This is a genomic window from Pseudomonas sp. 8AS (assembly GCF_902506505.1).
GTDB lineage: Bacteria > Pseudomonadota > Gammaproteobacteria > Pseudomonadales > Pseudomonadaceae > Aquipseudomonas.
In genome coordinates this window covers 3,954,511-3,975,577 of the sequence record NZ_LR733406.1, presented here as the reverse complement: position 1 = coordinate 3,975,577, position 21,067 = coordinate 3,954,511, and the positions used below count along the sequence as shown (strand labels likewise).

Annotated in this window: 18 protein-coding genes and 1 other RNA gene; 10 read left to right on the top strand and 9 right to left on the bottom strand. The window is 67.0% G+C overall.

Annotated features, from left to right (window positions below; all coding sequences use genetic code 11):
- Positions 1-15: 15 nt before the first annotated feature.
- Complete coding sequence (gene lipA / locus GV001_RS18620; RefSeq protein ID WP_160082589.1) at positions 16-1,068, bottom strand: lipoyl synthase; 1,053 nt, start codon at positions 1,066-1,068, stop codon at positions 16-18.
- 168 nt (positions 1,069-1,236) lie between these two features.
- Between lipA and GV001_RS18615 the strand changes: the two genes are divergently transcribed.
- From GV001_RS18615 to ampE, 3 genes are read left to right on the top strand one after another with little or no spacing between them, the layout of a single operon-like run.
- On the top strand, positions 1,237-2,178 hold the full coding sequence (locus GV001_RS18615; protein WP_160082587.1) for a DNA-3-methyladenine glycosylase: 942 nt from the start codon (positions 1,237-1,239) through the stop codon (positions 2,176-2,178).
- Between the two features lie 49 nt (positions 2,179-2,227).
- On the top strand, positions 2,228-2,788 hold the full coding sequence (ampD, locus tag GV001_RS18610) for a 1,6-anhydro-N-acetylmuramyl-L-alanine amidase AmpD (protein WP_160082585.1): 561 nt from the start codon (positions 2,228-2,230) through the stop codon (positions 2,786-2,788).
- Complete coding sequence (gene ampE / locus GV001_RS18605) at positions 2,789-3,619, top strand: regulatory signaling modulator protein AmpE (RefSeq protein WP_160082583.1); 831 nt, start codon at positions 2,789-2,791, stop codon at positions 3,617-3,619.
- A gap of 3 nt (positions 3,620-3,622) precedes the next feature.
- On the opposite strand, the gene GV001_RS18600 is transcribed toward ampE, so the two are convergent.
- On the bottom strand, positions 3,623-4,513 hold the full coding sequence (locus tag GV001_RS18600; protein WP_160082581.1) for an ROK family protein: 891 nt from the start codon (positions 4,511-4,513) through the stop codon (positions 3,623-3,625).
- A gap of 175 nt (positions 4,514-4,688) precedes the next feature.
- On the opposite strand from GV001_RS18600, the gene GV001_RS18595 reads away from it, so the two are divergent.
- Complete coding sequence (locus GV001_RS18595) at positions 4,689-6,719, top strand: methyl-accepting chemotaxis protein (RefSeq protein ID WP_160082579.1); 2,031 nt, start codon at positions 4,689-4,691, stop codon at positions 6,717-6,719.
- Between the two features lie 60 nt (positions 6,720-6,779).
- Here GV001_RS18595 and GV001_RS18590 read toward each other — a convergent pair whose 3' ends face one another.
- Together GV001_RS18590 and GV001_RS20030 are read right to left on the bottom strand one after the other, a co-directional pair.
- The gene (locus tag GV001_RS18590; RefSeq protein WP_160082577.1) at positions 6,780-7,562 is read right to left on the bottom strand and encodes a TatD family hydrolase; all 783 of its coding nucleotides are present in this window, start codon (positions 7,560-7,562) and stop codon (positions 6,780-6,782) included.
- Between the two features lie 110 nt (positions 7,563-7,672).
- Entirely contained in the window at positions 7,673-7,831 is a 159-nt protein-coding gene (locus GV001_RS20030; RefSeq protein WP_178091838.1) for a hypothetical protein, read from the bottom strand.
- Between the two features lie 563 nt (positions 7,832-8,394).
- Between GV001_RS20030 and GV001_RS18580 the strand changes: the two genes are divergently transcribed.
- Positions 8,395-9,582 (top strand): NnrS family protein, encoded by a 1,188-nt coding sequence (locus GV001_RS18580; RefSeq protein ID WP_160082573.1) that lies wholly within the window; start codon positions 8,395-8,397, stop codon positions 9,580-9,582.
- 9 nt (positions 9,583-9,591) lie between these two features.
- Positions 9,592-10,032 (top strand): CopD family copper resistance protein, encoded by a 441-nt coding sequence (locus GV001_RS18575; protein WP_160082571.1) that lies wholly within the window; start codon positions 9,592-9,594, stop codon positions 10,030-10,032.
- 16 nt (positions 10,033-10,048) lie between these two features.
- On the opposite strand, the gene GV001_RS18570 is transcribed toward GV001_RS18575, so the two are convergent.
- The gene (locus GV001_RS18570; RefSeq protein ID WP_256664957.1) at positions 10,049-10,876 is read right to left on the bottom strand and encodes a DUF4344 domain-containing metallopeptidase; all 828 of its coding nucleotides are present in this window, start codon (positions 10,874-10,876) and stop codon (positions 10,049-10,051) included.
- A 445-nt stretch (positions 10,877-11,321) separates the two neighbouring features.
- On the opposite strand from GV001_RS18570, the gene GV001_RS18565 reads away from it, so the two are divergent.
- Entirely contained in the window at positions 11,322-13,682 is a 2,361-nt protein-coding gene (locus GV001_RS18565) for a DNA polymerase II (RefSeq protein WP_160082569.1), read from the top strand.
- Positions 13,683-13,703: 21 nt separating this feature from the next.
- Here the strand turns inward: GV001_RS18565 and rlmE are convergent, their stop codons facing one another.
- Positions 13,704-14,324, bottom strand: coding sequence for a 23S rRNA (uridine(2552)-2'-O)-methyltransferase RlmE (rlmE, locus tag GV001_RS18560; RefSeq protein ID WP_160082567.1), 621 nt, complete (start codon positions 14,322-14,324; stop codon positions 13,704-13,706).
- 255 nt (positions 14,325-14,579) lie between these two features.
- Between rlmE and GV001_RS18555 the strand changes: the two genes are divergently transcribed.
- Together GV001_RS18555 and GV001_RS18550 are read left to right on the top strand one after the other, a co-directional pair.
- Positions 14,580-16,199 carry an NAD(P)/FAD-dependent oxidoreductase gene (locus GV001_RS18555; RefSeq protein ID WP_160082565.1) on the top strand — a complete coding sequence of 540 codons (1,620 nt, stop codon included), beginning with the start codon at positions 14,580-14,582 and terminating at the stop codon, positions 16,197-16,199.
- Between the two features lie 11 nt (positions 16,200-16,210).
- The gene (locus GV001_RS18550) at positions 16,211-16,936 is read left to right on the top strand and encodes an RNA methyltransferase (RefSeq protein ID WP_160082563.1); all 726 of its coding nucleotides are present in this window, start codon (positions 16,211-16,213) and stop codon (positions 16,934-16,936) included.
- On the opposite strand, the gene GV001_RS18545 is transcribed toward GV001_RS18550, so the two are convergent.
- Entirely contained in the window at positions 16,918-17,148 is a 231-nt protein-coding gene (locus GV001_RS18545; RefSeq protein ID WP_160082561.1) for a hypothetical protein, read from the bottom strand. The genes GV001_RS18550 and GV001_RS18545 overlap by 19 nt on opposite strands.
- A gap of 164 nt (positions 17,149-17,312) precedes the next feature.
- Positions 17,313-17,671, bottom strand: a transfer-messenger RNA (tmRNA) gene (gene ssrA / locus GV001_RS18540).
- A 162-nt stretch (positions 17,672-17,833) separates the two neighbouring features.
- Between ssrA and GV001_RS18535 the strand changes: the two genes are divergently transcribed.
- Positions 17,834-20,755, top strand: coding sequence for an ATP-binding protein (locus GV001_RS18535; RefSeq protein ID WP_160082559.1), 2,922 nt, complete (start codon positions 17,834-17,836; stop codon positions 20,753-20,755).
- 10 nt (positions 20,756-20,765) lie between these two features.
- On the opposite strand, the gene GV001_RS18530 is transcribed toward GV001_RS18535, so the two are convergent.
- A complete protein-coding gene (locus tag GV001_RS18530; RefSeq protein ID WP_160082557.1) occupies positions 20,766-21,011 on the bottom strand; it encodes a hypothetical protein in 246 nt (81 codons plus the stop codon).
- Between the last annotated feature and the right edge of the window lie 56 nt (positions 21,012-21,067).

Here is a 21,067-nt window from a genome sequence, read left to right as displayed (position 1 = left end):
CCTTCCAGCTTCGAATCAGTTCAGATTGAGCGTCGGAATCAGGCTGTCGTCCTGCTGCTGACCGGGCACCTGGACCGGTGCGGCCAGGCCCAGGTTGTTCTTCTCGAACACCCGGTCGGCACGGTAGCTGGAGCGTACCAGTGGGCCGGCGGCGACTTCCATGAAACCTTTTTCCAGGCCGATGTCGCGCAAGCGGTTGAACTCCTCGGGGCTGACCCAGCGCTGTACCTTCAGGTGGTTGCGCGTGGGTTGCAGGTATTGGCCGAGGGTGAGGATGTCCACGCCGATGGCGCGCAGGTCATCCATGGTCTGCAGGATTTCCTCGTCGGTCTCGCCCAGACCCAGCATCAGGCTGGTCTTGGTAATGATCGTGGGGCGATGGCGCTTGGCGTGCTCCAGCACGCCCAGGGTCTTCTCGTAACCGGCGCGGGGGTCGCGCACTTCATGGGTCAGGCGCTTGACCGTCTCGACGTTCTGCGCGAAGACCTCCAGGCCGGAGTCCACCACGCGGGCGATGGCCGCGTGATCGCCATCGAAGTCAGGCGTCAGGGCTTCCACCACCACCTGCGGCGTATTGGCCTTGATCGCCTGCACGCAGGCGGCGTAGTGAGCGGCGCCGCCGTCGGGCAGGTCATCGCGGTCCACCGAGGTCAGGACGATGTAGCGCAGGCCCATCAGCTCCACCGACTTGGCGGTGTTCTGCGGCTCTTCCTGGTCCAGCCAGCCATTTGGGTTGCCGGTGTCGACCGCACAGAAGCGGCAGGCACGGGTACAGACCGAACCCATCAGCATGATGGTGGCGGTGCCGTTGGACCAGCATTCGCCCATGTTCGGGCAGTGGGATTCCTGGCAGACGGTGCTCAGGCGATGCTCGCTGACGTTGCGCTTGACCGCATCGAAGCGGCTGCCGCTAGGTGCCTTGACCCGCAGCCAGCTCGGCTTGGGTTCGACGGTCTGCGGCTCAGCCGAAGCGCGACGCTTCTGGCCATCCTTGATCGCAGTGATCCCTTGGGAATTGCGGAATTTTTCGCCGCTGGATACGGGCTTGGGCGGGGCTGTGTCGGACATCGAGATCTTGGCTCCGGTAGGAGGCTTCGGTAGCGGGCTTTTGGCCGATGCGCAGTCTAACATAGACGACCTCCAGCGGCTGCCGGCGCCTGTCGGCGCAAGGCGAGGTCTGATGCCGCCGTGTAATCTCCGGCCAATGCCTGGCCTGATGCCCTCTGCGAGCGCTCAATGTCGCGAACCGTACTCGAACTGCCCCTGCCTGCCGACTATCGCCAAGCCGATCTGCTGGCCTTCCATCGGCGGGATACGCAGGCCGTGGCCGAACGGGTCACGGACGCTGGCCTGGACAAGGGCATCCTCTGGCGGGGGCTGCCGGGCCGGCTGGCGATTCGCTTCCTGCAGGGGCGCGCCAGGGTGACGCTGGATGTCGATGGGGCGGAGCTCGCTGATGCCATGCTGCTGCGGGCCCTGGTCGAGCACATGCTGGGGCTGACCCAGCCGGTCGAGCAGTTCGAGCGGCTCTACCGCCAGCATCCACAGCTAGGCGTGCTGCTCGCCGCCACCCCGGGCCTGCGCGTGCCGCAGTCGAGCACTGCCTTCGAGGCATTGAGCTGGGCCATCAGCGGCCAACAGATCAGCCTGACGGTGGCTATTTCCCTGCGCCGCAAGCTGATCCGGCTGGCCGGCCGACCCCACTCCAGTGGCCTGCTCTGCTATCCGGATGCCCAGGCGGTGGCCGGCCTGGAGGAAGCGCAGTTGCGCGCCGCCGGCTTCTCCCATGCCAAGACCCAGGCCCTGCTCCTGCTCAGCCGTCAGATAGTGGCTGGCAATCTGCCGCTGGATGAGTGGCTGGCCGATGAGCCGGCCGAGGCCATCGCCGAGCGTTTGCTGGCGCTGCGTGGCATCGGTCCGTGGACGGTGGATTACGCCCTGCTGCGCGGCTTCGCCCGCCTGGATGGTTCGCTGCATGGCGACGCCGCGGTACGTCGCCAGCTGCAGCGCCTGCTCGGCAGCGCGGAAAAAATCAGCCCGTCGTTCACCCGCGACTGGCTGGCGCCATTCTCGCCCTGGCGGGCGCTGGTGGCGGCCCATCTGTGGGCCATGCCGGTCGAGTGGTTCGGCATGAGCGGCAAGCTCGGTTCTGCGGCCGAGGGCTCGCCCAGATCCTGAGACGCAGCCGGCTATCTGCTACAGTGGCGGGACTGTTCAAGGAGCCCCTATGCAGTTGGACCCCGTCAGCGGCTGGTGTGCCGGTGTGCAGCACTGCCCCTCGCCGAATTGCAATGCGCGCCCGCTGGGGGAGGTTTCCCTGCTGGTGATCCACAATATCAGCCTGCCGCCCGGGCAGTTCGGTACCGGCAAGGTGCAGCAGTTTTTCCGCAACTGCCTGCCGCCTGACGAGCATGTCTACTACGCCGGCATCGCCCATCTGCAGGTGTCGGCGCATTTCCTGATCGAGCGTGACGGCGGCGTCACCCAGTTTGTCTCCTGCAACGAGCGGGCCTGGCATGCCGGGGTCTCCAGCTTTGAGGGGCGCGAGGGCTGCAATGATTTTTCCCTGGGCATCGAGCTGGAGGGCACCGATGACACGCCGTTCAGCGAGGCCCAGTATGCGGCGCTGATCGGCCTGACCCGCCAGTTGCTGCAGGCCTACCCGGCGCTCAGCGTGGCGCGGATCTGCGGGCACAGTGATATCGCCCCCGGCCGCAAGACCGACCCGGGCCCGTATTTCGACTGGCCACGCCTGCGCGCGGCCCTGCTGGATCAAGGAGAGCGGTAGATGAACTTTCTGGTGCTGCTGCTGGTGCTCTGGGTGGAGAAATTTTCTGCCGGGCGCCGGCGTATCCAGCGCGATGGCCCGTGGTTGCGCCAGCTGGCCCGGGCCGAGGCGCGGCCGGACGCATCGCCCTGGCTGCAGCTGGCGCTGCTGGTGCTGCTGCCGGTGCTGCTGCTCGGTGTGCTGCTGCTGGTGCTGGAGCCGCTGGCCTATGGCTGGCTGGCCTTGCCGGTGCATCTGCTGGTGCTGATCTACAGCCTGGGGCGTGGCGATGTGCTGGCGGCGCTGGGGCCGTTTCGCGATGCCTGGCGGCGTGGCGACGACCAGGCGGCGCTGCATGTGGCCGAGCGCGACCTCGGCCTGGAGGCCGATGGCGAGGCCGAACTGTTGCTGCGCGTGCAGGGTTATGAGTTGTGGCAGGCCTATCAGGCCTTCTTCGCGGTGATCTTCTGGTACGCGCTGCTCGGCCCGCTGGTGCCGCTGGCCTATCGCCTGCTGGCACTGACTGGCGAACATGCCACCACGGCGCCGCTGGCCGAGCGGGCCGCGCAGCTGCGCCACGGCCTGGACTGGCTGCCGGTGCGGGTACTGGCGGCCAGCTTCGCCCTGGTCGGCAACTTCGCCGCGGTGAGCCGCGCGGTGCTGCATGACCTGCTCGGCTGGGACATCCCGGCGGCGCAGCTGCTGGTCAATGCCGGGCGCGCCGCCAGCGAGCTGCCCGAACCGCAGGTGGGCGAGCCCGGGGTCAGCAGCCTGGACGAGCTGTGGCAGCTGCTGGTGCGCGCGGCCGTGCTCTGGTATGCCGCCTTCGCCGTGTGGATTCTTCTGCTCTGAGCCCTACGGCCACAGCCAGGCGGCGCCGCGCACCCCGCTGGAGTCGCCGTGGCGGGCCGGTAGCAGGCGGGTGTTGACCTGGTCGGAGAACACGTGGCGCACCAGTAGCGGCGGCACCTGGGCATAGAGCGCGTGGATATTCGACAGGCCGCCGCCCAGCACTATCACGTGCGGGTCGAGCAGGTTGATCACCGTGGCCAGGCCGCGCGCCAGTTGCTCGCAGTAACGCTGCAGCGCCTGCTGGGCGGCCGCTTCGCCGGCCTCGGCGGCGGCGGCCAGCTGCGCGGCATTCAGCCCCAGGCCGCTGTGCGCGGCCCAGCCGGGGCCGCTGAGAAAGGTCTCGATGCAGTCGTCCAGGCCGCAGTAGCAGCGCCGCGCCGGGCCGTCGGCCGGGCTGCGCCAGGGCAGGGCGTTGTGCCCCCATTCGCCGGCGATGGCATTCGGCCCGCCGAGCAGGCGCCCGTGGATCACGATGCCGCCGCCGACCCCGGTGCCGAGGATCACCCCGAACACGCTGTCGGCCCCTGCGCCGGCGCCGTCGCTGGCTTCCGACAGGGCGAAGCAGTCGGCGTCGTTGGCCAGGCGCACCGGGCGCTGCAGCAGGTCCTCCAGGTCGCCTTGCAGGTCCTGGCCGATCAGGCACACCGAGTTGGCGTTCTTGATCCGGCCGTGATCGGGCGAGCGGGTGCCGGGAATGCCGATGCCCACGCTGCCGCTGGCGCCCAGCTGCTGCTCGGCCTCGCGCACCAGGCGCGCGATGGTCTGCAGGCTGGCCTGGTAGTCGCCCTGGGGCGTCGGCAGGCGCCGCCGCAGCCGTTCGTCGGAACCTTGCAGGGCGATGATTTCCGTCTTGGTGCCACCCAGGTCGATGCCGAAGCGGAGAGGTGCGCGCATTCTTAACCTTAAGTTACAGAGGTTGAGGTCGATATCCGGTATACAGCTTGAGAAGGTGCGAGTGCTTGCCTGAGCATGGCGCCGAGATAAACCCGTGACACCCCCCGATTTTGCCGTTTCAACACCGGTCTGCTCCCGACCGGCATACAACAATAATGGCAACAGGAGACGTTTAGTGAATAGCGTGTTGTATCCCGCCATTGCCCTGATGAACCGCCTGAGCTTCGGCATGAAGTTCAGCCTGATCAGTGTGCTTTTCTTCCTGCCCATGCTGATCACCAATTTCTATCTGGTGCGCGACTCCTATTATGAGTTCGTCGATACCCGGTCGGAATTGCAAAGCCTCGAGCTGCTCAAACAGAGCCTGAAAATGCGCCAGGAACTGGAGCGGCTCAACGACCTGATGGAGATCAATGCCGTGCTCGGCCAGTCCGGCGAGTCGGAGAAGCTGGTCGCGCAGATCGGCGCGCTGGAAAGCAGCATCAACACCTCCCTGGGGCAGTTGCAGCCGAGCAGCGGCGACGCGCAGAAGATCGAGGAATTCAACACCCAGCGCGACGCCATCAAGGCCTCCCTCGATGCGGTCAAGCAGGAGTCGTCGCAGCGCAGCAAGGCCGGCCTGGTGGTCAAGGCGCTGGACAATGCCGAGGTGTTCATCAAGTTCGTCGCCAGCCAGTCCGGCCTCAGCCAGGATGGCGAGCTGACGGTGCGGCAGATGACCGAGCTGCTGACCACGGCCACCCCGCCGGTGACCAAGGCCCTGAGCAAGGGCCGTGCCCTGGGCTCCTACTCCCTGGGCCAGGGCATCCTCGGCTCCTCCGACAGCACCAAGCTCGACGAGCTGCTGCTGGAGCTGGAGAAGCTGCACGCCGAATACGGTTTCAAGATCCAGAACGCCCTGCAGGGCAATGCCCTGGCGCAGAAACAGCTGACCGCGCTGGCCGAGGCCAGCCGCAACAGCCTGACCGAGGGTGGCAGCCTGCTGGAAGAGCAGATCCTCATGGCCGATACCCTGGACGCGCCGTGGCAGGGCTTCTTCGACCAGATGGGCGCCAGCATCGACAAGACCTATGTGCTCGACGATGCGGTGCTGGGGTTCCTCGATGAGGAGCTGAGCGAGCGCCTGGCCGCCAAGCGCGTGCAGATGATCCTGCTGGTGGTGGCGCTGGTGCTGGTGTTCCTGCTGATCGGCTACCTCTATGGCGGCTTCTACGTATCCACCCGCACCACCCTGAAAGGCTTTGGCCAGACCCTGGGCCAGGTCGCCGCCGGCGACATGACGGTCAGGGTCAGCGTCAAGAGCCAGGACGAGCTGGGCGAGCTGGGCCAGGTGTTCAACGGCACCGTGGCGAAGATCCGCGACCTGATCGAGTTGGTCGGCCAGACCGTGACCGAAGTCGAGCGCCAGGCCGATCGCGTCGAGCTGGTTTCCGGCGAGAGCAGCCAGGCGGTCAGCGCCCAGCGTGGGCAGATCGAGCAGGTGGCCACGGCGATGAACCAGATGTCCGCCACCGCCCAGGAAGTGGCGCGCAGCGCCGCCGCCGCGGTGGGCAGCGCGCAGAGCGTCAACCAGGAAACCGTCAGCGGTCGTGGCATGGTCGAGTCCCAGGTCGGCAGCATCCAGCTGCTGGCCAGCGAGATCGAGAAGTCGGTGGGCGTGATCAACCAGCTGGCCGCCGACAGCGCTTCGATCAGCCAGGTGCTGGAAGTGATCAAGGGCATCGCCGGGCAGACCAACCTGCTGGCGCTCAACGCGGCCATCGAGGCGGCGCGTGCCGGCGAGCAGGGCCGCGGCTTCGCCGTGGTGGCCGACGAGGTGCGCAACCTGGCCAAGCGCACCCACCAGTCCACCGAAGAGATCGAGCAGATGATCGGCCGCCTGCAGAGCGGTGTTGGCGCCACGGTGACCGCCATGAACGGCAGTCACCAGATGGTCGAAAGCACCGTCAGCCAGTCGGCCAACGTGCAGCAGGCGCTGGAGAACATCCTCGGCGCGGTGGGCATGATCGTCGACCAGAACCAGCAGATCGCCGCTGCCGCCGAGCAGCAGACCGCGGTGGCCCACGATATCGACATGAACATCGTCGAGATCAACCAGGCCGGCGAACGCACGGCCGAAGGCGCGGTGCAGACCGAGCAGGCCAGCCGCCAGCTTTCCGACCAGGTCGGCCGCCTCAAGGAGCTGATCAGCGCGTTCCGCGTCTGACTCGTTGTGTGTGATGGACATGGCCCGCCTTCTGGCGGGCCTTGTCGTTTCTGCCTGGCGTCAGTGTGGCCAGCCGAACAGTTCGGCGGCGTTGCGGCTGCTGGCGCGGGCCAGCTCGTCCGCCTCAATGCCGCGCAGTTCGGCCAGGGCCGTGCAGATGTCGGCGAGGAACTCCGGGCTGTTGCGCTGGTGGGCGTGCATGGCCGGCGCCATGTCCGGCGCGTCGGTTTCCAGGACGATGGCCTCCAGCGGCAGCCGGGCCACGACCTGGCGCAGGCGCAGGGCCTGCGGCCAGGTCGGCGCGCCGCCGAGGCCGAGCTTGAAGCCCAGCTTGAGGTACTCGCGGGCTTCCTCGTGGCTGCCGGCGAAGGCGTGGATGATGCCGCCGCGCTTGAGCCTGCAGCGTTTCAGGGTGGCGATGGTGGCTGCGTGGGCGCGGCGCACATGCAGCAGGGCCGGCAGCTCGAACTCGGCGGCCAGGCGCAGCTGGGCCTCGAACAGCGCCTGCTGGCGCTGGCGGTCGAGCTGGTCGAGGAAGTAGTCCAGGCCGAACTCGCCCACCGCGCAGAGCCGGGGGTGGCCGGCCAGGCGCTGCAGCCAGTGGCGCAGCTCGTCCAGGTGCTCGGGGCGGTGCTGCTCCAGATAGACCGGGTGCAGGCCGAAGGCGGCGTACAGGCCCGCATCGCCCTGCACCAGGTCCCACAGGCGCTGCCAGTTGGCCTGGTACACGCCGAGTACCACCAGTTTCTCCACGCCCAGGGCGCGGCTGCGGGCGAGCAGGGCGCCGCGGTCGGCGTCGAAGTCGGGGAAGTCGAGGTGGGTGTGGGTATCGATCAGGCGCATGGGCACAGCATCGGCGATTTGCTGCGAGCTCGCCAGTCCGGGTGCGCCGGCCAGAAACGGCGAAGGCCGGCAATTGCCGGCCTTCTTCGGTTGCCAACCCGGTGTCGGGGTCAGCAGTTGCCTTTCTTGGCTTGCCCGGGCGGGCAGTGGTGCGGGCCGCCACCGCCGCCACCGCCACCGCCGATGTCGATGCCGATGCCCGGCAGTCGCAGGCTGCAGCCTGTCATCAGGACGGCCGCCATGGCCAGGATCAGCAGGCGCGCGCTCATTTAGCAGCTCCCTTTCATGCGATGCCCGGGTGGGCAGAAGCTGCCGCCGCCATGGTGGCCGCCGCCGACATCGAGGTGAACCGAATCGACATCGCCGATGCGGGCATGCACGCCAGGGGCGCTGAAGCTGCAACCCGACAACAGCAGAACCGAACCTAGAACCATCACCGCCAAACACTTCATTGGAATACTCCTGAACTTCCACACGCAAAAGACAACTGCTGCGAACCGTGCCGGGCACGCTCCTGTGGGCAGTTGGACGCCGCGATTTAGCGCGCGTTCCATTGCAGCAAGTTTTCCCGCTGGCCGGTGCCAAGCGCTCGACAGTTTTGCCCGGCAGTGCTTCGGTTTTGCGAGGAACATTCGGAATTTCAAGAGCTTGCCAGGTGGCAAGGAACCCTGGCCGATAAAGCCGCGGCGGCCGCGCCAGGCTGGCGGGAGTGGCCGCTGTGCACTTCGTCGGCTTGACTTCGGTCATGGCGGTGGCCCGGCCATGGGTCATGATGGTGGCCAAGTGTCCATTGATGGGGTTGTACGCCGGCTGGCGTGGAGCAGGAGCAGCTATGCAGATTCTCGACAAGCGCAAGGCGATGGCGATCACGCCCCTGCTGCGTCTCGGCTTTCGTCCGTTCTTCCTGCTGGGCAGCCTGCTGGCGGCGCTGGCCATTCCGCTGTGGCTGCTGGCGCTGCAGGGCTGGCCACTGGCGGAGCAACCCCTGGGCGGCTGGCTGGCCTGGCACCGCCACGAGCTGGTGTTCGGCTTCGCCGGGGCGATCATCGCCGGCTTCCTGCTGACCGCGGTGCAGACCTGGACCGGGCGGCCGAGCCTGTCCGGCAAGCCGCTGGCGGTACTGGTGGCCATCTGGCTGCTGGCGCGGCTGATGTGGTGGTCGGGCTCGCCGCTGTTGCTGCTGCTCAGCAACCTGCTGTTCTTCGCCGGCGTGGCGCTGGTGATGGCGCGACTGCTGTGGGTGGTGCGGCAGAGCCGCAACTACCCGATCGTGGCCGTGCTGCTGCTGTTGCTGGGCGCCGACCTGCTGACCCTGCTCGGCGTGCAGCAGGGCAACGATGGCTGGCAGCGGCAGGGTGCCTGGGCCGCCGTGTGGCTGGTGGCGGCGATGATGGGGCTGATCGGCGGACGGGTGATTCCCTTCTTCACCCAGCGCGGCCTCGGCCGGATGACGGCGGTGCAGCCCTGGGCCTGGCTGGACTGGGCCTTGCTGTTGCTCACCGCCGCGCTGGCCGTGCTGCATGCCAGCGGTAGCGCCTTGCTGGCCCAGGCCTGGCTCGGCCTGGCCTTCGCCGCCTTGGCCCTGGGCCATGGCATCCGTCTGCTGCGCTGGTTCGACGGCGGCCTGCTGCGGGTGCCGCTGCTGTGGTCGCTGCACCTGGCCTATGCCTGGCTGGTGCTGGCCTGTGCCGGCATGGCGCTGTGGCATTTCGGCCTGCTCGGCAACCCCAGCCAGGCCCTGCATGCGCTGACTGTCGGCGGTGTCGGTGGCCTGATCCTGGCCATGCTGGCGCGCGTCTCGCTGGGGCATACCGGGCGGCCGCTGGAACTGCCGCGCGGCTTCGCCCTGGCCTTCGTGCTGCTCAACCTGGGCGGCGTGTTCCGTGTGCTGGGGGTCGGCTTCTGGTACCTGCCGTCGCTGTGGCTGGCGGCGATCTGCTGGACCTGCGCCTTCGCCCAGTATCTTTACTGCTATGCGCCCATGCTCTGGAGTACCCGCGCCGACGGGCATCCGGGCTAAGGAGTGGTGATGGGTTATCTGTTGCTGAAGTTCGTCCACCTGAGCGCCGCCGCTTTCTTCATCGGCGGGGTGTTCTTCGAGGTGATGATTCTCAGCCGCGCCGCCCGGCAGCTGGAGGCGGCTCCGCGCACGCAGCTGTCACGGGCGCTGGGGCAGCGTGCCCGGCAAGTCATGCACTGGGTGGTGCTGGCGCTATACGGTGCTGGTGCGGGGCTGGCCTGGCAGTACCGGGCGGTGCTGCGGGAACCCTTCGCCAGCAGCTTCGGCACCTTGCTGGTGCTGAAGATCGGCCTGGCGCTGAGCATCCTCGGCCACTTCATCGCCGTGGTCTATCTGATGCGCAGCGGCCGCATGACGCCGGCCCGCTCGCGTTTCATCCACCTCAGCGTGCTGGTGCAGATGCTTGGCATCCTGTTCCTGGCCAAGGCCATGTTCCTGTTGAACTGGTGAGTGGCTGCGCCTGCACTCAGCGGGCTGGCGGCCGGGGCAGCGCCCGCGAGCTGGCCAGCTGGTGGAAGTGCTCGAGGCTCTCGTAGCAGAGCACGACCTCGGCATTGCGCGCGTCGTACCAGGCGTCGGGGGCGCCGCAGCTGGTCAGGCGCAGGGTCGCGTCACGGGGCAGGTCGAACATCTCGCTGGCCTTGTTGGCCACCGCCTCCAGCTCGCCGGACGCCTTGACCTTGGCCAGCATCTCCTGGCCATGGCTCAGGTGGCCGGGGGGCTCGTCGTAGAGCACGCGGATGCGCTGCCGGACGGGGCTGCCGCGGGGCCGCTGCAGGCGTTGCTCGAACCACTGCACGGCATATTGCGCCTGACGGTACTCCTCGTCGCAGTAGAGCGCCCGCTCCACCGGCAGGCCGGTGGTCTGAATCATCCACTCGAGGCGGTCGGGGTCGCTGCCGTAGGCCAGGCAGGCGAAGTTGTAGAAGCGCTGGGCATCCAGGGCGTGGCTGTCCCAGGGCTGGATCTCCTCGTGGGCCGGCTTGGGCCGCAGCGACTTCAGGCGCCAGTACTCGGCCACATCCAGCAGCTTCTGGTAGAAGTCGGTATCGCGCTGCTTGCCATACAGCAGGAACAGGCCGATGAAGCCCAGCTGGTCGGCGGCGTCTTCCTCGCGCCCGAGCACCGGCAGCTTGAGTTCGCTGATCAGCAGATGGCCCATCTCGTGCAGCAGGGTGAACTCGGCGTTGGCGGTGACGAAGCGCAGCTGCTCGGCACTGAGCGCCGGCTCCTCGGCGGCGGCCAGGCGGCAGAGCAGAAGCAGCGTGAGTCCACCCAGTAATTGCTTGAGCACCGCAGCCTCCGGCTACCTCGATAATGGGGCCAACTCTGCGAGTTGCGCGGGCAAGATTCAAGGGGCGGGCGCCAGTGCGAGCAGTCCGGTGGCGGAGAGAGCGAATGTGAAATGCCCCGGCACTTTTGCGCGGGCAACAAAAAACCCGCCGAAGCGGGTTTTTCTCAGACCATTCCGACATCCTGTCAGCTGCCTTCCTGGCGATGGTCGATCATCCTTGATCCCGATGAGCGTCCTGCTCATCAGTGATGGGGTTAGATTAGGCGCAAGGGTCGGTCGCCGACAGGGCCAATCGCAGCCTGTCCGTGTAAGCCTTTGGCTATTCGTGCCGGGGCAAATGCCGGCACGCGCGGCTTCGGCCTGGCCCGCGCGGGATCGAAAGCCAGCGCGGATCGCCCCGGGCCAGTAGAATCGGGCGGTGCAACAGGCATTCGAGGTGGCAGCGGTGGATCTACAGCAGGGCTTTGTCCTGACCCGGCACTGGCGCGATACGCCGACCGGCACCCAGGTCGAGTTCTGGCTGGCGACCGACGCCGGCCCGCGCCTGGTGCGCGTGCCCTATCAGCCGTCGGTGGCCTTCATTCCGGCGCAGCAGCGCGCGCGCGCCGAGACGCTGCTGCAAGGCGTGCGCGGCGCGGAGCTGCGCGAGCTGGGGCTGTGCGATTTTCACCATCGCCCCGTGCTCGGCCTGTACTGCCAGCAGCACCGCCAGCTGATCAAGCTCGACAAGCAGCTGCGCAAGGCCGGCGTCGACGTCTACGAGGCCGATGTGCGGCCGCCGGAGCGCTACCTTATGGAGCGCTTCATCACCGCGCCACTGCTGTTCGGCGGCACGCCCGGTGAGGGCGACCTGCTGCTCGAGGCGCAGCTCAAGCCGGAGCCTGATTACCGCCCGTCACTGCGCCTGGTTTCCCTCGACATCGAAACCAGCGAGCATGGCGAGCTGTATTCCATCGCCCTGGAGGGCTGCGGCCAGCGCCAGGTGTACATGCTCGGCCCGCAGCCCGAAGTGGCCGCCGAGGTGGATTTCGACCTCGACTACTGCGCAACCCGCGCCGAGCTGCTGGAGCGGCTCAACGCCTGGCTGGCCCGTCACGACCCCGACGCAATCATCGGCTGGAACCTGGTGCAGTTCGACCTGCGCGTGCTCCACGAGCATGCCCAGCGCCTCAAGGTGCCGCTGCGCCTGGGCCGTGGCGGCGACGAGATGGGTTGGCGCGAGCACGGCAGCGGCAAACACTACTTCGCCGCGGCGGCCGGCCGCTTGATCATCGACGGCATCGAGGCGCTGCGTTCGGCGACCTGGAGCTTTCCCTCGTTCAGCCTGGAATACGTTGCCCAGGCCTTGCTCGGTGAGGGCAAGGCGATCGACACGCCTTACCAGCGCATGGACGAGATCAACCGCATGTTTGCCGAGGACAAGCCCGCCCTGGCGCGCTACAACCTCAAGGACTGCGAACTGGTCACACGCATCTTCGCCAGGACCGAACTGCTCACCTTCCTCCTCGAACGCGCCGCCGTCACCGGCCTGCCGGTCGACCGCAGCGGCGGCTCGGTGGCGGCCTTTACCCATCTCTATATGCCGCTGATGCACCGCCAGGGCTTCGTCGCACCCAACCTCGGCGAAAAGATCCCGCAGGCCAGCCCCGGCGGCTTCGTCATGGAGTCGCGTCCCGGCCTGTACGAGTCGGTGCTGGTGCTCGACTACAAGAGCCTGTACCCGTCGATCATCCGCACCTTCCTGATCGACCCGGTGGGCCTGGTGGAAGGCCTGCGCCACCCCGACGACAGCCAGTCGGTGCCCGGCTTTCGCGGCGCGCGCTTCTCGCGCAGCAAGCACTGCCTGCCGGCCATAGTCGAGCGGGTCTGGCAGGGCCGCGAGGCGGCCAAGCGCGACGGCAACGTGCCGTTGTCGCAGGCGCTGAAGATCATCATGAACGCCTTCTACGGCGTGCTCGGTTCCAGCGGCTGCCGCTTCTTCGACACCCGCCTGGCCTCGTCGATCACCTTGCGCGGCCACGAGATCATGCGCCGCACCCGCGAGCTGATCGAAGCCGAAGGCCATGGGGTGATCTATGGCGACACCGACTCCACCTTCGTCTGGCTCGGCCACGAACATGCCGAAGAAGACGCGACGCGCATCGGCCGGGCCCTGGTGCAGCGGGTCAACCAGTGGTGGCGCGAGCACCTGCAGCAGGAGTACGGCCTGCACAGCGCGCTGGAGCTGCAGTTCGAGACCCACTACCGGCGCTTCCTGATGCCGACCATCCGCGGCGCCGAGGAGGGCAGCAAGAAGCGCTACGCCGGCCTGGTGCGGCGCGCGGACGGGCGCGAGGAGATGGTCTACAAGGGCCTGGAAACGGTGCGCAGCGACTGGTCGCCGCTGGCCCAGCAGTTCCAGCAGGAGCTCTACCTGCGCATCTTCAATCGCCAGCCCTACCAGGCCTACGTGCGCGATTATGTGCGGCGCACCCTGGCCGGCGAACTGGATGATTTGCTGATCTACCGCAAGCGCCTGCGCCGCCAGCTCGGCGACTACCAGCGCAACGTGCCGCCGCATGTGCGTGCGGCGCGCCTGGCCGACGATTACAACCAGCGTCAGGGCCGGCCGCGGCAGTACCAGAACGGCGGCTGGATCAGCTACGTGATGACCCTCGCCGGGCCCGAGCCGCTGGAGACCCGCAGCACCCGGATCGACTACGAGCACTACCTGTCACGCCAGCTGCAGCCGGTGGCGGACGCGATCCTGCCGTTCGTGGATGACGACTTCACGCGCCTGGTCGACCGGCAGCTGGGGCTGTTCTGATGCCGGCCCGAAGGCGGCGCCTCAGCCCTTGAAGCCCTTGGCCACCAGATACACCTCCCGCGAGCGCGGCCGCGATGCCTCTGGTTTGCGGATCACCACCTTCTCGAATGAGCTGCGCACATCCTTGAGAAACTCGTCGGAGCCCTCGCCCTGGAAGACCTTGGCCACGAAGTTGCCACCGGGCTTGAGCACTTGCCGCACCATATCGAGAACCAGCTCGACCAGATACATCGAAGAGGCCTGGTCGGCGGCGGCGACGCCACTGATATTGGGCGCGATGTCGGAGACGATCAGGTCGGGCTGGCGGCCGTCGAGCTTGGCGAGGATCTGCTGGAACACGCCGTCGTCGGTGAAGTCGCCCTGGATGAAGTCGACATTATCCAGCGGGTCCATCGGCAGGATGTCGCTGGCGATGACCCGCCCCTTCTCGCCCACGATCCTGCCGGCCACCTGCGACCAGCCGCCGGGTGCCGAGCCCAGGTCCATGAGCAGCATGCCGGGGCGGATCAGCTTGTCCTTCTCGTTCAGCTCCATCAGCTTGTAGCTGGCGCGCGAGCGCAGGCCGTCTTTTTGCGCCCGTTTGACATAAGGGTCGTTGACGTGTTCGTTCAGCCAGCGGCTGCTGCTTTTGGAGCGTTTCATGGGGGAGCCAACCACGGAAAATCAGGGGGGAAGCGAACCAGTGTATGGGGCAGCGGGGCAGCTGCTGGTCGCAAAGTGGCAGCGATTATAAGCCGATAATCCGACACAGGCTAAATCCGTGGCCCAAGGCACGCCCCGCCACCTGCTGCCACCGCAAGAGCAAGCCTGACAGCGGCGGGCCGCGGCGGCTACAATTGCGCCTTTCCCCTTCCTCAGTTGCTTCCTTTGCCGGAGTCACCGGCCAGGATTACCGCCATGATTCGCATCAACGAACTGTCCCTGCCCCTCGACCACAGCGCCGATGAACTGCGCGCGGCCATAGTCCGACGCCTGGGCATTGCCGACGCCGACCTGCTGAGCTTCAGCGTGTACAAGCGCAGCTACGATGCGCGCAAGAAGAACAGCGTCATCCTGTTCATCTACATCATCGATCTGGAGGCCCGCGACGAGGCGGCGATCCTGGCGCGCCTGGCTGGTGATCAGCATATTCGCCCGGCCCCGGATACCCGCTACTACCCGGTCGGCCAGGCACCAGCCAATCTGGACGAGCGGCCACTGGTGGTGGGTTTCGGCCCCTGTGGCCTGTTCGCCGCGCTGCTGCTGGCGCAGATGGGCTTCAGGCCAATCGTGCTGGAGCGCGGCAAGGATGTGCGCAGCCGTACCAAGGACACCTGGGCGCTGTGGCGCAAGAAAACCCTGACCCCGGAGTCCAACGTGCAGTTCGGCGAGGGCGGTGCCGGGCTGTTCTCCGACGGCAAGCTGTACAGCCAGATCAAGGATCCGAAGTTCTACGGCCGCAAGGTGATGCACGAGTTCGTCCGTGCCGGCGCGCCGGAAGAGATCATGTACGTGAGCAAGCCGCACATCGGCACCTTCCGCCTCACCGGCGTGGTCGCCGCCATGCGCGAGGAGATCATCGCCCTGGGCGGCGAGGTGCGCTTCGAGAGCAAGGTGACCGATCTGCTGATCAATGACGGCCAGCTCGAAGGCGTGGTGCTGGCCAGCGGCGAGACCCTGCGCAGCCGCCATGTGGTGCTGGCGCTGGGCCACAGCTCGCGCGACACCTTCCGCATGCTGCACCGCCAGGGCGTGTTCATCGAGGCCAAGCCCTTTGCCGTGGGTTTCCGCATCGAGCACCCGCAAGGCCTGATCGACCAGGCGCGCCTGGGCAAGTACGCCGGCCACCCGGAACTGGGCGCCGCCGACTACAAGCTGGTGCACCACGCCAAGAACGGCCGCGCGGTCTACAGCTTCTGCATGTGCCCGGGCGGCACCGTGGTGGCGGCCACCTCCGAGCCGGGCCGCGTGGTGACCAACGGCATGAGCCAGTACTCGCGCAACGAGCGCAACGCCAACTCCGGCATCGTCGTCGGCATCCACCCGGAGCAGGATTTCCCCGGCGGCCCGCTGGCCGGCGTGGAACTGCAGGAACGTCTGGAATCGCGCGCCTATGAACTGGGCGGCAGCGATTACTGCGCGCCGGCGCAGCTGGTGGGCGACTTCATTCGCGGCGTGCCATCGAGCGAACTGGGCGAGGTGGAGCCTTCCTACAAGCCCGGCGTGCGCCTGGGCGACCTGGCGCCCTCGCTGCCGGCCTATGCCATCGAGGCCATCCGCGAGGCGCTGCCGGCCTTCGGCAAGCAGATCCGCGGTTTCGACCGTGATGACGCGGTGCTGACCGGCATCGAGACCCGCACCAGCTCGCCGGTGCGCATCACCCGTGACAACGAGACCCTGCAAAGCCTCAACCTCAAAGGCCTGTACCCGGCCGGCGAAGGCGCCGGTTACGCCGGCGGCATCCTCTCGGCGGGCGTGGACGGCATCAAGGTCGCCGAGGCGCTGGCCAAGGCGATGTTGTCCGAGCAGCGTCACTGAGAAGCGCAGCGATGAAACTCGACGACATCAAGAAACTGCAGCAGAAGAAGTACCGCGCCGAGTTCGGCCATTTTCTGGTGGAAGGCGAGCACCTGTTGCAGGAGCTGCAGAAGGCCGCCGTGCACAACCCCGCGCTGCTGGGCAGCCAGCTGTATGTGACCGCCGCCCACGAGCACTGGCAGAGCCCGTTCAAGACTCAGGTGATCAGCGACCGGCAGATGGCGCAGATCGCCGACACCCAGACGCCGCAAGGCATCCTCGCCGTGGTACCGATGGCGGCGCTGGCTCCGGTGGCTGCAGCTCCGGGCGAGCGGGCCATCTACCTGCACGAGATCCAGGACCCGGGCAACCTCGGCACCATCCTGCGCACCCTGGCCTGGTTCGGCGGGTTCCGCTGCCTGCTCAGCCCCGGCAGCGTCGACCCATACAACCCCAAGGTGGTGCGCTCCAGCATGGGGGCCATTTTCCACACCCCCATGGAGCTGGATGTGGAGCTGGATGCCCTGCGCCCGCGCTTTGCGCGCATCGCCTGCCTGGACATGCAGGGCGAGCCGGTACAGTCGGCCCGCTTCAACGCCTTCGACTGCTACCTGTTCGGCAACGAGGCGCGCGGCGTACCGCGCGAGCAACTGAACGCGCTGGGCGCCCAGCCTTTCACCATTCCTGGCTGCGGCGCCATCGAATCGCTGAACCTGGCCACCACGGTCAATATGTGCACCTACGAATTGAACAGGTAGCGGATTAGCGCGCCGCTCTCCTGGTTGCCACGCTCGGCCAACCCCAGCCATTCCCCATCCGCCTTCTGGTCGCGCAACGGCCAGGGCTTCGAACCGTCCGGTTGCGCGCGCCAATACAGCCCGTCGCCATCCGGCTCCTGCACTGCTTCGCTCTGGTTCCAGGCTGGCGAGTACGGTATCGGCCATAGGCGTCTGATCTCGCTGCGCCTCATGCCTGTATCCCTTTGGTTCAAGGTTTTCCAATGGATACACAGGGGGATACCCGAAGGGTAATGATGTGTGGGGCGCTGGGGGCGTGCAGAAACAAGAAAGCCCGCACAGGGCGGGCTTTACAGGGGTGTTTCCGGTCATGTGGGAACATGTGGAAACTTGCATTTGGTGGAGCCGGGGGGATTTGAACCCCCGTCCGCCAGTTCGCCGCTATCGGTTCTACATGCGTAGCCATCTCTATTGAGTTAACTCCGCGCGACCCGAGTGGCAGGGTGCTTGGAGCGAGCTGCATAAGTTTTAGCCGTTACACCTGCAGCGAGTTTGGCGGCGATCCTGTTCTATCTGACTGTCCAGAATCTTCGGGTTTACAGGCATCCCCTATGGACAGCTAGCGGCACTTAGGCGGCTAGAGCGTAGTTGTCGTCGTTGGCAACTATAAGTTTGCAACAGTGGATTTACGAGTTCTGTTACCAACTCGGCATGCCCCTCAAGTTTTGTTACCGGCGTCGAATCCTAATCGGCCCCAAAACCTTCCTACCGCAGTAGGACCGCTAGTCTACGGCAAAGGTTCCGCAGCGTCGACCGCTCATCTGGCTTTAGAATGCTCGCGGGTTTGTCGCCGGGGCGGCTGGCCCTGGCGCTGCCATGTGCCATCATTCCTCTGTTTCGATTGCCTGGAGCGCCGGCATGCCGCCTGCACCGCACAAACCTTTGCGTCGCTGGATCTGGCAGGCCTTCCTGCAGAGTGCGCTGATTCCCCTGGTTCTGGTGGAGTCGGTGCTGATCGGCGTCTACCTGTACACCAACGAGTCGATCCGCGAGTCCCAGGTCGGTTACCTGCAGAACAGTGCACTGCAGGATCTGGCCAGCGCGGCGCAGCGCGAGGGGCAGGTGATCGACAGCCGGCTCAAGGCCATCGAGTCGCAGGTCAGCATTTTCCGCGATGCGGTTGGCGAGGCCCTGCAGGACAAGCGTTTCGAGCCGGACGCGCTGGAGCGGGCGCGCCATGCGCAGACTCCGGACGGGGTGTTCTACAGCCGTAGCGATGACGGCCGCGCCGCGTCCTTCTATGCCAACAGCACTGCGCCGCAGCGTCAGGACCGCGACAAGGCCCTGCGCCTGTCGCGGGTCGATCCGCTGATGCGTTCGATCAAGGGTGCCGACCCGCTGGTGGCGGCGGTGTATTTCAACAGCTGGGACAGCTACAACCGCATCTACCCGTTCTTCATGACGCCCGAGCAGTATCCGCATGACATGGTCATCCCGGACTACAACTTCTATTACCTCGCCGATGCCAGGCACAACCCGCAGCGCAAGACGGTGTGGGCCGATGTCTACCTGGACCCGGCCGGCCTCGGCTGGATGATGTCGGCGATCGCTCCGGTGTATCGCGGTGATTTCCTCGAGGGCGTGGTGGGGCTGGACGTGACGGTGGGGCAGATGCTCGCCGAGATCGGCAACCTGCAGGTGCCCTGGCAGGGCTATGCGCTGCTGGTCAGCCGGGACAACGGCATCATGGCGCTGCCGGCGGCGGCCGAGCACGATTTCGGCTTGCGCGAGCTGACCCAGTACTCCTATGCCGAAGCGGTCCGGCGCGAAGTGCTCAAGCCGGCCGATTTCAAGCTGGATCGCCAGGCCGGCCTGCAGCCGCTGGTCGCGGCCATGGCGCAGGCCCGGCATGGCGTCGAGGAGGTGCAGCTGGGCGGGCGCAGCCAGTTGATGGCCTGGAGCGAGATCCCGCAGACCGGCTGGCGTCTGCTGCTGGTGGTGGACGAGGCCAACATCTTCCGCGAGACCAACAGCCTGGCCGAGCAGTACCAGCAGATCGGCTACCTGCTGATCGCCGGGCTGCTGTTCTTCTACCTGCTGTTCGGCAGCTGGATGTGGCTGCGCTCGCGGCAGTTGAGCAACCAGCTGGCCACGCCGCTGGCCGGCATCGTCGGGATGATGCGGCGCCTGGCGCACGGCGAGCGGGCCTCGGAAGTGCCGCCCACGGGGATCAGCGAGCTGGCCGACATGGCCCAGGAAGTGCGCTATGCCGGTGAGCAGCTGCGGGCCAGCGAGTCGCGCCGGCTCGAGGTGCAGCGCACTCTGGAGCTGGTGCTGGAAAGCACCACGGAAAGCCTCTGGGAAGTCGAGGCGATGAGCCTGAGCATTTGCGTCAGCGAGCGCTTCGTCAAACGCTTCGGCCTGCGCGACAGCTGCATGCCGTTCGCCGAGTTCAACCAGCGCGCGCATCCGGATGACTTGCCGCGCATCCGTCAGTTGCGCCTGAGCATGGCGGACGACGCCCGCGAGGACTTCTTCGAGGCCGAGTACCGCTATGCCGACGCCCAGGGCCAGTACGTCTGGCTGCTCAGCCGCGGCAAGGTCATCGAGCGTGACGGCCAGGGGCGCGCGGTGCGGGCGGCCGGTACGCATGTCGACATCACCGGCCTCAAGCTGGTCCAGGAGGAATTGCGTCGCGCCAGCCTGGAGGCGCAGGCCGCCAGCCAGGCCAAGAGCCGCTTTCTGTCCAGCATGAGCCACGAACTGCGCACGCCACTCAATGCCATCCATGGTTTTGCCCAGCTGATCGAGCTGGAAGTGCAGGAGCGAGCGGACGCCGCCCAGGAGTTGGAGTACGCGCGGGAGATCGTGCTGGCCAGCCGCCATCTGACCTCGCTGGTCGACGATATCCTCGACCTGTCCAGCATCGAGAGCCGGCGCCAGCACCTGCAGCTCAAGCCGGTCGAGGTTAGCGCGCTGCTCAGCGGTTGTGCCGAGCTGGTGCTGCCTGAGGTGCTGCAGCGCGGCCAGCAGCTGCGGGTGACGCCCGGGATGGTCGGCGAGCTGTATGTGCTGGCCGATATCCGCCGGGTGCGTCAGGTGCTGCTCAACCTGCTGTCCAACGCGCTCAAGTACAACGCGCCGCAGGGCCTGGTCTGCCTGGGCTACGAGCTGCGCCCCGGTTGCGTGCGGCTGTGGGTCGAGGACTGCGGGCCGGGGCTCAGTGCCGAGCAGCAGAGCCAGCTGTTCCAGCCGTTCCAGCGCCTGGGTCGGGAGAGCTCGAACATTCCCGGTACCGGTATCGGCCTGGTGCTGTGCAAGGAGCTGGCCGCGCTGATGGACGGCGAGATCGGTTTCAGCAGTTCGCCGGGCGCCGGCAGCCGCTTCTGGATCGACTTGCCGAGCGCGGCGGCGCCGACCCCGGCGGTCGCCACGGACGTCCAGGCGAGCGACGACGGCACGGAGCAGCCGTTGGCCCAGGTGCTGTGCGTGGAGGACCATCCGGCCTGCCTGCGCGTGCTGCAGGAGGGGCTGCGCAGCATGGCCGAGGTGCAGGGTGCCGGCTCGCTGCGCCGGGCCAAGGTATTGCTGAGCGAGCAGACCCCGGCGCTGGTGCTGCTGGATCTCGACCTGCCGGATGGCAATGGCCTGGCGCTGCTGGAGTGGATGCGCAGCCAGCCGCAGCTGGTCGATGTGCCGGTGCTGGTGGTCAGCGCGGCCATCGATGAGGCGCAGATGACCGAGGCCCGCGAGCAGGGCGCGCAGGCCTGCCTGCTCAAGCCGGTGGATCTGCAGAAGCTGCGGCAGATGGCGCTGTCGCTGCTTGGCCAGGTGGTCTAGCCGGCCCTGCTTATTCGCTGGACTGCAGCAGGTTCAGCGCCTCCTCTAGAACCTTGACCGACTCGGCGTGGTCGCCGGCCTTGTGCAGGGCTTCGCCCTCGGCGCGCAGGCGCTTGACCTCGGCGAGCACGGCCGGGTCGGCTGGTGGGTCGCTTTTCAGCAGTTGATCGATCTTGGCCATCTCCTGCGGGCAGTGCATGGCCATCAGTGGCGTGCAGAGCAGGGCGGCGGCGAGAAACAGGGCAGTGCGGCGCATGACGGCTCTCCTCGACTGGGGGTGTCAGCAGTATAGGAGCCGCGCAACGATCTGCA

Bases quoted from the DNA above. Each gene is read 5' to 3' on its own strand.
- lipA (WP_160082589.1), bottom strand. From the start codon at position 1,068: ATGTCCGACACAGCCCCGCCCAAGCCCGTATCCAGCGGCGAAAAATTC.
- GV001_RS18615 (WP_160082587.1), top strand. From the start codon at position 1,237: ATGTCGCGAACCGTACTCGAACTGCCCCTGCCTGCCGACTATCGCCAA.
- ampD (WP_160082585.1), top strand. From the start codon at position 2,228: ATGCAGTTGGACCCCGTCAGCGGCTGGTGTGCCGGTGTGCAGCACTGC.
- ampE (WP_160082583.1), top strand. From the start codon at position 2,789: ATGAACTTTCTGGTGCTGCTGCTGGTGCTCTGGGTGGAGAAATTTTCT.
- GV001_RS18600 (WP_160082581.1), bottom strand. From the start codon at position 4,513: ATGCGCGCACCTCTCCGCTTCGGCATCGACCTGGGTGGCACCAAGACG.
- GV001_RS18590 (WP_160082577.1), bottom strand. From the start codon at position 7,562: ATGCGCCTGATCGATACCCACACCCACCTCGACTTCCCCGACTTCGAC.
- GV001_RS20030 (WP_178091838.1), bottom strand. From the start codon at position 7,831: ATGAGCGCGCGCCTGCTGATCCTGGCCATGGCGGCCGTCCTGATGACA.
- GV001_RS18580 (WP_160082573.1), top strand. From the start codon at position 8,395: ATGCAGATTCTCGACAAGCGCAAGGCGATGGCGATCACGCCCCTGCTG.
- GV001_RS18575 (WP_160082571.1), top strand. From the start codon at position 9,592: ATGGGTTATCTGTTGCTGAAGTTCGTCCACCTGAGCGCCGCCGCTTTC.
- rlmE (WP_160082567.1), bottom strand. From the start codon at position 14,324: ATGAAACGCTCCAAAAGCAGCAGCCGCTGGCTGAACGAACACGTCAAC.
- GV001_RS18555 (WP_160082565.1), top strand. From the start codon at position 14,580: ATGATTCGCATCAACGAACTGTCCCTGCCCCTCGACCACAGCGCCGAT.
- GV001_RS18550 (WP_160082563.1), top strand. From the start codon at position 16,211: ATGAAACTCGACGACATCAAGAAACTGCAGCAGAAGAAGTACCGCGCC.
- GV001_RS18545 (WP_160082561.1), bottom strand. From the start codon at position 17,148: ATGAGGCGCAGCGAGATCAGACGCCTATGGCCGATACCGTACTCGCCA.
- GV001_RS18535 (WP_160082559.1), top strand. From the start codon at position 17,834: ATGCCGCCTGCACCGCACAAACCTTTGCGTCGCTGGATCTGGCAGGCC.
- GV001_RS18530 (WP_160082557.1), bottom strand. From the start codon at position 21,011: ATGCGCCGCACTGCCCTGTTTCTCGCCGCCGCCCTGCTCTGCACGCCA.